This window comes from Candidatus Rickettsia kotlanii, from assembly GCA_030295365.1.
Classification (GTDB): Bacteria; Pseudomonadota; Alphaproteobacteria; order Rickettsiales; family Rickettsiaceae; genus Rickettsia; species Rickettsia kotlanii.
This window is the reverse complement of record AP027062.1, coordinates 376,408-389,302: the sequence shown is the minus strand read 5'-3', so window position 1 is coordinate 389,302 and position 12,895 is coordinate 376,408. Positions and strand designations below refer to the sequence as shown.

Genomic DNA, 12,895 nt, shown 5'->3' with positions numbered 1-12,895 from the left:
TAGAAGTTACACATTTAATAAAATAAGCCTAAAAAACAAATTTTTATAGGTTTTACTAGATTCCTAACGAGTTATGCAATAAGGTTGTTAAAAGCAGGAATAACATAGTGTTGTTTTCAGATTCATATGGACAACATCTATATTTATAAATAAAATTATAAAGTACAGGCTTCTACTTGTAAATAATGAAAATCTTTTTATTTATTATATTTATTTTTTCTATTATAATATATTCGCATTATTAAAGCTGCTGTTTCCTCTATTGATCTAGTCGACACATCAATTACCGGCCAATTTCTTTGATCACAAATTTTTCTGACTTCTAGGCACTCTTTTTGTACTATATTAAAATCCGTATAACTTTTATTTTCGCTAATTTGTAATAGATTTAATCTAGCTTCCCTTATCTCAATTAACCTATTTGGATTAATAACGAGTCCTACTACCAATTGATCTATATCTTTTTCTATAAAATCAAGAAAGGGGCAATTATAAACATAAGGAATATTGGCAGCTTTTAAACCGTTATACGCTAGAAATACGGAAGTTGGTGTCTTAGAAGTTCTAGAAGGACCTATTAATATTATATCAGCCTCTGATAATTCATTAAGCATTTGTCCGTCATCATGTCTTATAGCATAATCTATGGCATTAAGTGTATCAAAATAAGTTTTATCAAATTTATAGTCGTAATTCTGTTCTTTTTCTATTTCAATACCTGAAAAAACGGACATTTCTTTAATAATTTTACCTATTACAGAAATACATGGAATTTTTAATTCATAGCAAAATTTCGTTAAAGCTTTTCGGAGTTCTTGATCGGCAATCGTGTATAATACTATCCCATGTTTATATTCTATTTTACTTAATACTTCATTTAGCAATTCCAAATTTCTAATCATTGGCCAATGATATAATTTTGGTTTTACGGAAGTAAATTGTGCAAGGGCAGAACTTGCTGCATATTTTGCAGTTTGCACGGAAGAGTCTGAAACTAAGTGAATAATTAGCTTTGTCATACTTTACACATGTAATTGTGGATAAATTTTTTAATAACTTATTATTTTTCCTATTAAAATCTATTAAAAATTTCCTCAAATCCTTATTAAATCAAGTAAATCTAGTGTATTTTCTTTTAAATGAATAGTTTGTGGATAAAATTGTGAATAAATATCATTTTTCTTTGAAAAAATAGTCTTTTCTAAACTATAAATGAATTTTACACTTAATTATCCACTTGTATAAATTCATTACAAACTTATGTGAATAATAATTAAAAATACCGATATTTTTAAGAAAATTTTAATGAAAATTTTGTTGATAACTCTGTTTAAAACATTTAATCTACATAATTCTATTTATATAAACAACAAATAATAAATATACTTATTATTTTAGTATTTTTAGTAATAGTATGAAACAAATTGTAAATCCGTTAAAAGGAAATAGTAATAAAATACCTATTTGGTTTATGCGTCAAGCAGGTAGATATTTGCTGGAATATAAAAAAGTAAGAGAAACAACAAAAAACTTTCTAGATTTTTGTTATGATGTTAACAAAGCAACGGAAGTAACCTTACAACCGATAAAACGTTATGGATTTGATGCAGCTATTATTTTTTCCGATATATTAGTTTTACCTCATGCTCTTGGATGGGAAGTGGATTTTAAAGAAAATATAGGGCCTATATTAAAGCAATTCAAATCACAAGAGGATTTTAAATATCTGCAAATCAATCCGAATGATAAATTAGAAAGGGTTTATGAAATAATAAAAAAAGTAAAAAAAGAATTACCATCCCCCACTTCTTTAATAGGATTTGTAGGTAGTCCTTGGACAGTGATGAGTTATATGCTAGAAGGAAAAGGAAAACAGGATTTTAAAACGAGCAAAAAATTCATATATGAAAATAAAATACTTGCTGAAGAATTATTAAATTTTATTACAGAAAAAACAGCTGATCATCTTATAAATCAAGCAAAATCTGGAGCAGATGTTTTAAAGCTTTTTGATTCATGGTCAGGAGTACTTGCAGAAGAGGAATTTACTAAATTTGTAATAGAGCCAACAAAAAAGATTGTACTAAAAGTAAAAGAAGTTTTTCCAAAAACTCCTATAATTGCTTTTCCTAAAGGAGCGGGATTATTGTACGAAAAATTTATAAAAGAAGTACCAATAGATATTTTAGCTGTAGATCAAATGGTCCCTCTTGAAAAAATGAAAGAGTGGAGTGATAAAGTAATAGTACAAGGTAATTTAGATCCGGTTGTATTATTAACTAATAAGGAAATTATTAAAGAAAAAACTTATAAAATTCTTCAGGTAATGAAAGGAAAGAATTTTATCTTTAATTTAGGACATGGTATTTTGCCTGAAACACCTACGGAAAATGTAAAATTTTTGACAGAATATGTTAGGTTATATGAAGAAAAGGATAGCAATAGTACTTTTTAATTTAGGCGGTCCAAAAGACCTTAAATCAGTGAAGCCTTTTCTATTTAATCTATTCTATGACAAAGCTATAATTAATCTATCAAATCCTTTGCGTTATATTATTGCTAAAATAATTTCTATTACTAGAGAGAAAAAATCTCAAAAAATTTATTCTTTAATCGGTGGTAAATCTTCTTTACTTCAGGAAACAGAGGAGCAGAAATTAGCACTAACCGAGAAGCTAAAGCGACTTATAAAAGAAGATTTCGCTATTTTTATAAATATGAGATATTCAGCACCGTTTGCTAAAGAAGTAATAGGTCAAATAAAAAAATATAATCCAAGCGAAATAATATTATTGCCTCTGTATTCTCAATTTTCAAGTACTACGACAGGATCATCGGTTAAAAATTTTTTACAAAACCTTGATATTGATATTCCAACTAAAACAATTTGCTGTTATCCTCTAGAAAAAGATTTTATAAAAGCCCATGTTTCATTAATTAAAGAAAAACTATACGATAAAAATTTTCGTATATTATTTTCTGCTCACGGGTTACCCGAAAAAATAATAAAAGCAGGCGATCCTTATAGTTTTCAGATAAAAGAAACAGTACAAGCAATAGTTAAAGAATTAAATATAAAAGATCTAGATTATAAGATAACTTATCAAAGTAGAGTAGGACCTATAGAGTGGTTAAAACCTAATACGGAAGACGAAATAGAGCTAGCAGGAAAGTTAAAAAAAGACATAATTATCGTACCTATATCCTTTGTATCCGAGCATGTTGAAACACTAGTAGAGCTTGATATTGAATATAAATTAATCGCAGATAAATATGAAATTCAATATACCCGAATTCCGACACTTGGAACAAATAAAATTTTTATTAATGGTTTGACAAATATATTGCTACGATTTATTAATAAGGTTGATACTAATTTAGTTATGAGTAGCTCTAGTACAAGAATATGTCCAAACGAATTTACTAAATGTTTGTGTAAATTAACAAATTAATAAAAAAAAGAATGGCAAGTTACTATCTATGGTTTAAGTCAATTCATCTGATATCTGCTATATGTTGGATGGCAGGACTTCTTTATTTACCTAGAATATATGCTTATCATATCAAAGCTAAAATAGGTAGTGAGCTAGATAGTACTTTACAAGTAATGGAGCTAAAATTACTCAGATTCATTATGAATCCGGCAATGATTAGCACATTTATTTTTGGTTTAATAAGTGCTCATATTTACGGGTTTGTTGCTCTTGATACTTGGTTTCACGTTAAAATGTTTGCAGTATTAATTTTAGTGATATTTCACGGTTTACTTGCAAGATGGCGAAAAGATTTTGCAGATGGTAAGAATGTCCATTCAGAAAAATTTTATCGCATAGTTAATGAGATTCCGGCTATTTGCATGATTGTTGCAGTGATTATGGTTATAGTAAAACCATTTGACTAGTATACTCTTTTTGTTTGAAAAGGGATTGTTAAAGATATATTATCATTGTGAGCAGGAAATAATAACAAACTCCTAGGATTGTGCTCTTCGTCAATTACTTATGTAATTTTCTCGCAATGATGTTAAAACTGGATCCATGCGGGCAATGTTTTTCCGTGAAAGGAAAGCAGGAATGACATAAATAAAGCAATGTCTGCTCATCTATACTTTAGCAATACCCCAAATATTACTTCTAATTCTGCTAAGCGTTTTCTCTATTGCATTGATATCTCTCTTTTTCAAAGGTCTTTCTAGCAACTCTGCTACGAATTTAGGTAGGCTCTTGTTAGTTTGGTTGGATATGTAATTATTCCGATTAATTAAACTTAAATTGCTTAAGTTTCAACCACCGAAGAGAAATAAATCCTTAGTGATCAGGGAGTTAGCAAAACTGCTAAAAGTCAGCTATAATAGGTTTTGCTTAAAGCATTGCTTTAAGCTCTGGATATGTTGTCTATTATCTCCCCGACCATAAGGTCGAGGATCAACATCAGTTATGTGAGAGGTGTTCTCACTTTTGGTAGAGGTTGCTATATCCCGAAATATTGTTTTACTATTTCAGTTAAAGCTTATACCTAACTTACTTTAAACTAATAGTTTATTTATCTAAAAGATTTTATATTTCTAATTTAAGTTATAAAATTTATTTAGAATATCTATTATTCATTAAAAATGGGCTAGTATAACTTAAAGAACACAAAAATATAAAGAGCTTAACAAATCAAAATTTACGTGATCACATGAATGAAGCAGAATTAATTTTTACTGCTCTTGCTAAATTATCTACTCGTTAGGTAGCAGAAACTAATAATGCAACAGGAATGGAAGAAAATAAGGTTATAGGTAAAATAGGAGGAAGTGTAGCTAAAAACACTAAAACGGCCTTGGAAAATAAAACAATAAAACTGGTAAAAAAAGTAATCTCAACAGAACATTATTTATCGCCTAAACTTACAAAGTAAAAAATTTTGTTATAGTGAAATGCTAATTCAATGCATTTCACCATAAACCAAGGATTGCATCGGTTTTGTAAAAAATACTCTCACTTTTGACAGAAGTTTCAACACACCGAAATAACATTTTGCCATTCCGGTTATGATTTTAAAAAAGTCAATTAAACTTTACTTCAGGTGGCAATGACATTAATATTGCTTCGACATTTCCATCGGTCATTAAGCCGAATTTAGTACCGCGGTCATATAGTAAATTAAATTCTACATATCTACCTCGCCTTATAAGCTGGTATTCTTTCTGCTCAGCTGTCCAAGGTAAAAATAACTTACTTCTAACGATTTCAGGATATACCGACAACAAAGCCTTACCTACGTCCTGTGTAAAGGCAAAATCCTGTTCAAAATTACTGTTATTTAAGTAATCATAGAATATTCCGCCTACTCCTCTCGGTTCTTTTCGATGCTTTAGATAAAAATATTCATCACATTGTTTTTTGAATTTAGGATAATAGCTAGAATCATACTTATCGCACGCTTCTTTAAAAGCTGCATGAAACTTTGCAGTTTCGTTTTCTTCTGGATAAAAAGGTGTTAAATCGCAACCGCCGCCAAACCAACTTTTAGAAGTTTCTACATAACGAGTATTAAAATGCATAGCGGGAATTAGTGGCGATTTAAGATGTGCGACTAATGAAATGCCTGTTGCAAAGAATTTCCCGTCTAGCTCTGCTCCTGGAATTTCGCTGCGGAATTCGGGAGAAAATTCACCGAATACAGTAGATATATTAACCCCGACTTTTTCAAATACTTCTCCTTTCATGAGAGACATGACACCGCCACCGCCGCCATTACGTTGCCAGCTTGAGTATACAAATTTAGTCGGTTTTAAACCTTTGGTTTGTACATATTCTTCTTCGATTTTTTCAAATTCTTTGCACAATAAATCACGTAAATTAGTAAACCAACTAATTATTATTTCTTTATTTTCTATGTTCATAATTATTAAGCAACGATTTAATTACTTTCCTCATCATATACATAATCACTAAAAATACGGCAGCAATGATCATAATATAAAAAGCCGGAGCATAAAATAAGCCTGTGCGCTCTACAAGCCAACGAGAAATAATGGGTGAAGTTCCGCCAAATATCGCTATTGCAAAATTGTAACTGAAAGCAACACCGGTAAATCTTTGTTCTGCCGTAAACAAGGATATAACAAGTATATAAGCTGTACCTGCTATGCTTCCTGCAAGCATACCAAGTATTGTAAGAGCTATAATTTGTTGCCACATCTCTTCTGTCGACATAAGTAACATGGTCGGTAAAATCAATATCAAGATAGCAACACCAACAAGCATTGCCATTTTAAATTTCCCGATAATATCGGCAATACCGCCGATAAGCGGCATCGCTATCATCGCAATAAACGAACTATACGCTAAATATGATAAAGCAATAGTATTACTAAGATGCATTACATTATAATAGAAAACATTTATATATGTTTTTACTAAATACATAACGCTGCTAGCGATAGCACCTATACACATAGTTAAAAACATCGATCTCCAAGCAGTTCTAATTACATTGGGAAAAGGTGCTTTAAGAACTTGTTTCTTTTTCTCAAGCATTTTAAAAATCGGTGTTTCCGATACACGCAATCGCAAGTAAAATCCTGCAAGACCCATAAATCCACCAAGCAAAAAAGCAAAACGCCAAGCAAAATCTATATGAGAGAAATAACGTTCTATTATAATACCGATAAATGTTGCAATTAAGGTACCGGCGATATTTGAACCATGTACTAAACCTGCCGTAAAACCCGGTCTTAAATTTTGACGATGTTCAAGGATAAAAATAGCCGCTCCCGTTCCTTCACCGCTAATACATAAACCTTGAATAAGCCGCATTATAACTAGAATTATAGGGGCATAAATCCCAATACTTACATATGAGGGTATGAGACCCATAATAAAGGTCGGAATAGTCATACCTAGCATTGAGATTATTAAAGCGATACGTCTACCGTATCTATCACCAATATAACCGAATAATATGCCTCCTATCGGTCTTGTCAGAAAGCCAACCGCAAATACTCCAAGGCTTAGAAGAATTCTAATGAATTCCGATTCGCCTGGAAAAAAAACTTGTCCAATAATCAGCGAGAAAACTGAATATACCGTAAAATCATAATATTCGAGTACATTACCTGAAATAGCAGATAAAAAAATGAACTTAGACCTATTCATCGAGCTTTAAATAACTTAATTACTAATTAGTTATTATAGACAAGTTACATCATTTATAAAGTGTAATTTATAATATTTTAATATTCGAGTACATTACCTGAAATAGCAGATAAAAAAATGAACTTAGACCTATTCATCGAGCTTTAAATAACTTAATTACTAATTAGTTATTATAGACAAGTTACATCATTTATAAAGTGTAATTTATAATATTTAATTTTTTTTATATATTATTAATTAACATATATAATATTAATATTTAATTGTCGGCATTTTAATTCTTGTGGTGATAGTAATATGTTTTTGTAGTTATAAGTTCTTGTTTAATAAACAACTTGAATCAGTTGCAAATGATTTTGAAAAAGAATTAGCAGAATAAAGCTATAAAACAAAATCCGAATGATGCAAATGCATATATTAGATATGGATTTAGACTAAGAATACTGGGACTTAGGTTTCCTGAAAAATATGAGTTGGTCCTTAAAGCTTATAACAAAGCAATTGCACTAAACCCTAATCATTTTCAGGCTTATCTTAATAAAGGAGCGGCATTAATTCAGTTGGGAAAATACGATTTATCTCTTGAATCATACAACAAAGCATTAGAATTAGAGTCAAATGACTTTAAGACACAAGCTCAAATACAAGCTATATTAGACATGCAAAAGGCTAAATAATAGTCATAATTTATTATGACTATTATAACGTACATATTAACTTGTTCATAACTATTATAATATACACGTTATAATGGTCAAGCACTTATAACCTAGTTATCCTCTGGTGGAACTACTGGAATTCTTACTTTTGTAAGTTTAGCTTCTTTTGGCTTTTTAATTCCTGCAAATTTCTGTTCTTCTTGTTTTCGTAGTTTTTCTCCTATTTTTGCAGCTTCTCTGCTACCTTTAAGAGCACTTTTTACGAGCTTTGTGTTAAGATTCGTAACACCTTTTGAAGTCTTAATACTTCAATCTTTATCAAAATATTTTATGTCTGTAGCAATACTTAAATGGTAAACTCCGCTACCTTTTTTTATAAACTGGTTCTGATTTTGTAAAGCTTTACCTTTTAAATCTAAGAATTTTCCATTTTTTTGAAGAATAGTTTCATCAAGCTTAATATTCTCATCTAATACTACTTTTCCAAAATCACCTACTTCTCCAACTTTTGTTCATGGAAGTCTAAGTTGTTTAAAAAGTTCTCTATAGAATTCTTATCATTAGTGAAATTGCCTAATTCATAGGTGCCTATAATTTTCTCTTCTTTGCTTACTATTTTTTTCGTATTTTTAATAATTCCAAGATAGGCTAGAGCTTTTTTAAACTTACCCAAATTACGCTTTACCTTAACTTCTACGGGTCTAGAAAATTCTTTTACTTCTTCAACTTCTCCTATAACTAATTGCCTATCTATGGGGCTGCCCAGTTCATCTTTAAAATGAATTAATTTAGCATTTTTACTCTATTTAATTCAGTTTCTTCAGTTTGAAAATGTAGATGTTTTTTTCTGGCATAAATTCCTCCTTGAATAAATTGTGGTTTATTTCAAGTGTAAAGGAGTAAATTAAATTTTTGTAGGAAGTTTTTATTGTTAATTATTTCTCAATAACTAACAAATATTACGAATTAAAAACTACTGTGCCGTCCAGCCTCTATCTATCAAGAGTCCACTACCTATTATTGATGATGCTTTTTTGTCACATAAACATAAGAATATTACTAAGTTTGCTATTTCATCAGCTTCTACAAATTTTTTCGTAGCTTGAGATTTAAGGATTACATTCCTTAACGCTGATTCTTCACTGATATGTCTAGCTTTAGCAGTATCTGCTATTTGATTCCTTACTAATGGTGTGTTAACGTAACTGGGACAGATAGCATTAACTGTATAATATTATTCTCAGCCACTTCTAAAGCAACAGTTTTGGTAAGCCCAAGGATACCGTGCTTTGCTGCTACATATGACGACTTGAAAGGTGATGCAACATATGCATGAGCGGAAGCGATATTAATAATTCGCCCGAAGCTGTTTTTTTCATAATCTGTATTGCGTATTTTGTAGTATAGAAAGATGATATTAAATCTATACGCAAAATTTGCTCCCATTATATCTTCAGGAAATTCATCGATAGGAGCAACATGCTGAATACCTGCATTATTTACTAATATGTCTATTTTACCGAATTCTTTTATTATCCTCTCAAACATAGAATGAATTTCATCAGGTTTTTCCAAATTTATTCCTTGATAAAATACAGCTCTTGCCCCAAGTTCTTTCAATTCTACTGAAATTTTAGCTACTTCATCTTCTTTTGTAAGACCGTTAATAACTATTTTAGACTCAAGTTTTGCAAAATGTTTTGCTATCTCAAGCCCGATACCGCTAGTAGAACTGGTAATAACTGCTACTTTGTCTTTTATTTTTATCTCCTTATAAAATATGCACTGTCATACCGTGGCTTGTACCAGCCAGCTGAATCGTTATTGCGAGCAGTCATAGACTGCGTGGCAATCTCAGAACTTTGGCACTAGATTGCTTCGTCAATTACTTACGTAATTTCCTCGCAATGACAAGAAAATTAGAACCATGCAACACAGCTGATCAAGTCACGGGATGACATATTTAATCAAGTAATATTTGTCTTTTATTTAAAAGTAACTTATATTAGATTACACTTTAAAGAAATAATGTATAAATCTATGGAAATTGTTAATAGCGTTGATGCATCTGTATCTTGTCAGGGCAAAGAATTTCCATATGACCATCCGAAAGTTTATTTAGAGATAGATAAAGAAAAAAAGGAAGTTATTTGCCCATATTGTAGTAAGAAATTTAAATTAGTAACAAAATGACTATAAAATTTCTGTCAGAAAGTACTATCAACCGAATTGCTGCTGGTGAGGTTATAGAAAGGCCCGCATCGGTAGTAAAGGAATTAGTTGAAAATGCTGTTGATGCAAGTAGTACTAAAATAGATATTATTTTAGAACGTGCTGGTAAAAATCTAATCATTATTTCCGATGACGGTATCGGTATGACTGATAAGGAATTAGAAATTGCCGTTGAACGTCATACAACTTCTAAGTTTGATGAAAGTAATTTTCTAAATATTCATACTTTCGGTTTTAGGGGTGAAGCACTGCCGTCTATTGCTGCTATTAGCAAAATGCTAATTACTTCTAAAAAACGAGATGCTGACAAAGCATTTCAGATTAAGTTAATCGGCGGCAATGAAAAACAAGTTACCATTTCTGTTCATAATGAAGGTACTAAAATAGAGGTACGTGATTTATTTTTTGCAACACCTGCACGTTTAAAATTTCTTAGAGCCGATAAAACAGAGCTTGCAGCAACTGTAGATGTGGTTAAGAAAATCGCTCTAGCACATCCTGAAATTTCTTTTAGTTTAACACATGACGGCAAGAATTTATTAAAACTAAAGGGACAAAATAAAGATGCTGAAACTAACCTAAAACAGCGTATAATTGATGTAATAGGTTATGATTTTATAAAAAACACCGCTTATGTAAACTTCAAAACACCTAATTTCTCTATTTTCGGCTATACTAGTAGCCCGACATATAATAGAGCTTCAAGTGAAGATCAATTTTTATTTATTAATAATAGACCGGTAAAAGATAAATTATTACAGGTAGCTTTAAGGGTAGCATATCAAGATTATTTAGCTCGTGATCGTTATCCGCTATGTGCTATATTCTTACAAATCGATCCGCAACTTGTTGACGTTAACGTACATCCGGCAAAAGCAGAGGTTAGGTTTCATGACCCGAATTATGTGCGGAACTTATTAATAGAAGCAATTAAAAATGCTTTAACAAATAAAAATCATGTTACTTCTACTACTATCGCCTCTGATGCTCTTGAGTTATTTAAAAATCCTTTAGTTAACAAACAATCGCCAGTAAGTAAAGTTATAAATGTTAATAGTAAATTGGCAGATTATAGACCTACTACTCATTCTACACTTAATACAGTTCCTCAAAATCATGTTTATCAAAAATTAATCGATACATTATCACATGCTAAAATAGAACAAGAATTAGAAAACCATATAGAACATGAACAGCAAATCTGTAAACAATATAAACTTGGGGCAGCTAAAGCACAACTTCATACGACTTATATTATTTCACAAACCGAAAATAGTATAGTGATTACCGACCAGCATGCAGCACACGAACGTTTAGGGTATGAAAAAATAAAAGATTACCTTAAAATGGAAGAGTTAATTAAACAGCGCTTGCTTATCCCTGAGATAGTAGAACTGCTAAATGAAAAACAAGCAAATTGTTTATATGACCATAGAGAAAAACTATATAAACTTGGTTTAACTCTAGAAAAATTCGGTGAAAAATCTATTATAGTAACTGAAATTCCAAATATTCTTGGAGATGTAAACGTACAAAAGTTAATTCAGGATCTCGCCGATCATTTATCGGATTTTGGCAAGAATATAGCTTTGACAGAGTTAATTGAGCATGTAACAGAAACTTATGCCTGTCATTACTCCATTAGAGTAGGACGAAAATTATCGGCAGATGAAATGAATGCCTTACTGCGTCAAATAGAAAATATGCCGCTTTCAGGTCAATGTAATCACGGCAGACCTACTTATATTGAGTTGAAGATTAAGGATATTGAACGCTTATTTGGACGGTAAACTCATTTAATGTGAAAAATTGGCGTCATTGCAAGCGACTGCAAGGAGTGCGGCAATCTCGGAAAATTAAAACTAGATTGCCATGCTCCTTTAGTCGCTCGCAATGACGTATCTCTCTTTATTTTGCAATGCCTAGTTTTTACTTGACTATTTTTCAATTTCGTTTTATTCTGCTTTTCTTAGAAAAATAAAATAATATCTTGATTTAAGGTGTCAGCTAATGGCAAAGAAAAATAAAAATGTTTTGGTAAGGCTAGTAAGTACTGCTGGCACAGGTGTTTTTTGGGTAAAGAAACGTAATCCGAAGACTCAAACCGAGAAGCTTTCTTTTCGTAAGTATGATAAAGTAGTTAGAAAACATGTTCTTTTTAAAGAAGAAAAAATAAAATAATTGTAAGTAATATATGGCAGTAAAAATTCGTTTAGCTAGAGGCGGTGCTAAAAAGCGTCCTTTTTATCGTGTAGTAGTAGCTAACGCAACAGCACCTCGTGACGGTGACTTTTTAGAAAAAGTCGGAACTTATGATCCAATGCTTGCTTCAGATAATAGTGAGCGTGTTGTTTTAAAAAAAGATCGTATAGAATATTGGCTTGGCACCGGTGCTAAACCAACTGAGCGAGTCGCAAAATTTATTGAGCAAGCGGGTGTTACTCTTCCTGAAAAAGTTAAAAAGGAAATGGAAGTGAAAGCAAAAAACTGCAAAGCTAGACTAAGTAAAAAGGAAGTTAAAGAAGCTTAGTTTATGGTGTATTTTCGTTATTGCAAGCAGGCATTGACTGTGTGGGTCAATTCAGGCCTTGTTGTCCCGCTATTTGATTGCGGGATTTAGTAAATTTGACTATTATAAGTTGTTTTTCTAGATATTGTCGTCAAGTTACGGTACGATAGCACATGTCTCTTCTCTATAATCATATTAATATGCCGGATTAGCTCAGTGGTAGAGCAACCGCCTTGTAAGCGGTAGGTCATCAGTTCAAGTCCGATATCCGGCACCATCAAAATTTTTCTTGTCATACAGGGACTATCTTTATATTAGATACCAAATCGTCATTGCGAGCAGCCAGCCGT

Annotated in this window: 11 protein-coding genes, 1 tRNA gene and 2 pseudogenes; 10 read left to right on the top strand and 4 right to left on the bottom strand. The window is 31.3% G+C overall.

Features of this window, described 5'->3' with window-relative positions:
* Positions 1-197 precede the first annotated feature (197 nt).
* Positions 198-1,019: a pyruvate, water dikinase regulatory protein gene (locus QUD19_RS02200; protein ID WP_498808436.1), complete on the bottom strand. Its 822-nt coding sequence runs from the start codon at positions 1,017-1,019 to the stop codon at positions 198-200.
* A gap of 395 nt (positions 1,020-1,414) precedes the next feature.
* On the opposite strand from QUD19_RS02200, the gene hemE reads away from it, so the two are divergent.
* The 4 genes from hemE (at position 1,415) to QUD19_RS02180 (ending at position 4,902) form a co-directional block, all read left to right on the top strand.
* Complete coding sequence (hemE, locus tag QUD19_RS02195) at positions 1,415-2,455, top strand: uroporphyrinogen decarboxylase (RefSeq protein ID WP_498808435.1); 1,041 nt, start codon at positions 1,415-1,417, stop codon at positions 2,453-2,455.
* Positions 2,412-3,452 carry a ferrochelatase gene (hemH, locus tag QUD19_RS02190; RefSeq protein WP_498808434.1) on the top strand — a complete coding sequence of 347 codons (1,041 nt, stop codon included), beginning with the start codon at positions 2,412-2,414 and terminating at the stop codon, positions 3,450-3,452. Before hemE ends, hemH begins: the two co-directional genes overlap by 44 nt.
* A gap of 11 nt (positions 3,453-3,463) precedes the next feature.
* Entirely contained in the window at positions 3,464-3,901 is a 438-nt protein-coding gene (hemJ, locus tag QUD19_RS02185) for a protoporphyrinogen oxidase HemJ (protein WP_498808433.1), read from the top strand.
* Positions 3,902-4,761: 860 nt separating this feature from the next.
* The gene (locus tag QUD19_RS02180; RefSeq protein ID WP_498808431.1) at positions 4,762-4,902 is read left to right on the top strand and encodes a phage antirepressor protein; all 141 of its coding nucleotides are present in this window, start codon (positions 4,762-4,764) and stop codon (positions 4,900-4,902) included.
* A 148-nt stretch (positions 4,903-5,050) separates the two neighbouring features.
* On the opposite strand, the gene hemF is transcribed toward QUD19_RS02180, so the two are convergent.
* Both hemF and QUD19_RS02170 read right to left on the bottom strand, forming a co-directional pair.
* Entirely contained in the window at positions 5,051-5,890 is an 840-nt protein-coding gene (hemF, locus tag QUD19_RS02175) for an oxygen-dependent coproporphyrinogen oxidase (protein WP_498808430.1), read from the bottom strand.
* Positions 5,874-7,145, bottom strand: a complete 1,272-nt coding sequence (locus tag QUD19_RS02170; RefSeq protein WP_498808429.1) for an MFS transporter — start codon at positions 7,143-7,145, stop codon at positions 5,874-5,876. Before QUD19_RS02170 ends, hemF begins: the two co-directional genes overlap by 17 nt.
* Positions 7,146-7,464: 319 nt before the next feature.
* Between QUD19_RS02170 and QUD19_RS02165 the strand changes: the two are divergent.
* A pseudogene (locus QUD19_RS02165) lies at positions 7,465-7,822 on the top strand (tetratricopeptide repeat protein).
* Between the two features lie 955 nt (positions 7,823-8,777).
* Here the strand turns inward: QUD19_RS02165 and QUD19_RS02160 are convergent.
* Positions 8,778-9,511 (bottom strand): annotated as a pseudogene (locus QUD19_RS02160) (SDR family NAD(P)-dependent oxidoreductase).
* Between the two features lie 321 nt (positions 9,512-9,832).
* On the opposite strand from QUD19_RS02160, the gene QUD19_RS02155 reads away from it, so the two are divergent.
* From QUD19_RS02155 to QUD19_RS02135, 5 genes are all read left to right on the top strand, one after another.
* On the top strand, positions 9,833-9,997 hold the full coding sequence (locus QUD19_RS02155; RefSeq protein WP_498808428.1) for a zinc-finger domain-containing protein: 165 nt from the start codon (positions 9,833-9,835) through the stop codon (positions 9,995-9,997).
* Positions 9,994-11,826 carry a DNA mismatch repair endonuclease MutL gene (gene mutL / locus QUD19_RS02150; protein ID WP_498808427.1) on the top strand — a complete coding sequence of 611 codons (1,833 nt, stop codon included), beginning with the start codon at positions 9,994-9,996 and terminating at the stop codon, positions 11,824-11,826. The genes QUD19_RS02155 and mutL overlap by 4 nt, the downstream gene beginning before the upstream one ends.
* A gap of 220 nt (positions 11,827-12,046) precedes the next feature.
* The gene (rpmG, locus tag QUD19_RS02145) at positions 12,047-12,217 is read left to right on the top strand and encodes a 50S ribosomal protein L33 (protein ID WP_004997072.1); all 171 of its coding nucleotides are present in this window, start codon (positions 12,047-12,049) and stop codon (positions 12,215-12,217) included.
* 13 nt (positions 12,218-12,230) lie between these two features.
* A complete protein-coding gene (rpsP, locus tag QUD19_RS02140) occupies positions 12,231-12,566 on the top strand; it encodes a 30S ribosomal protein S16 (protein WP_498808426.1) in 336 nt (111 codons plus the stop codon).
* A 181-nt stretch (positions 12,567-12,747) separates the two neighbouring features.
* Positions 12,748-12,822 (top strand) — tRNA-Thr (locus QUD19_RS02135).
* Positions 12,823-12,895: the final 73 nt, after the last annotated feature.

Coding starts and splice junctions, on each gene's coding strand:
- QUD19_RS02200 (WP_498808436.1), bottom strand. CDS start 1,019: ATGACAAAGCTAATTATTCACTTAGTTTCAGACTCTTCCGTGCAAACT.
- hemE (WP_498808435.1), top strand. CDS start 1,415: ATGAAACAAATTGTAAATCCGTTAAAAGGAAATAGTAATAAAATACCT.
- hemH (WP_498808434.1), top strand. CDS start 2,412: ATGTTAGGTTATATGAAGAAAAGGATAGCAATAGTACTTTTTAATTTA.
- hemJ (WP_498808433.1), top strand. CDS start 3,464: ATGGCAAGTTACTATCTATGGTTTAAGTCAATTCATCTGATATCTGCT.
- QUD19_RS02180 (WP_498808431.1), top strand. CDS start 4,762: ATGGAAGAAAATAAGGTTATAGGTAAAATAGGAGGAAGTGTAGCTAAA.
- hemF (WP_498808430.1), bottom strand. CDS start 5,890: ATGAACATAGAAAATAAAGAAATAATAATTAGTTGGTTTACTAATTTA.
- QUD19_RS02170 (WP_498808429.1), bottom strand. CDS start 7,145: ATGAATAGGTCTAAGTTCATTTTTTTATCTGCTATTTCAGGTAATGTA.
- QUD19_RS02155 (WP_498808428.1), top strand. CDS start 9,833: ATGTATAAATCTATGGAAATTGTTAATAGCGTTGATGCATCTGTATCT.
- mutL (WP_498808427.1), top strand. CDS start 9,994: ATGACTATAAAATTTCTGTCAGAAAGTACTATCAACCGAATTGCTGCT.
- rpmG (WP_004997072.1), top strand. CDS start 12,047: ATGGCAAAGAAAAATAAAAATGTTTTGGTAAGGCTAGTAAGTACTGCT.
- rpsP (WP_498808426.1), top strand. CDS start 12,231: ATGGCAGTAAAAATTCGTTTAGCTAGAGGCGGTGCTAAAAAGCGTCCT.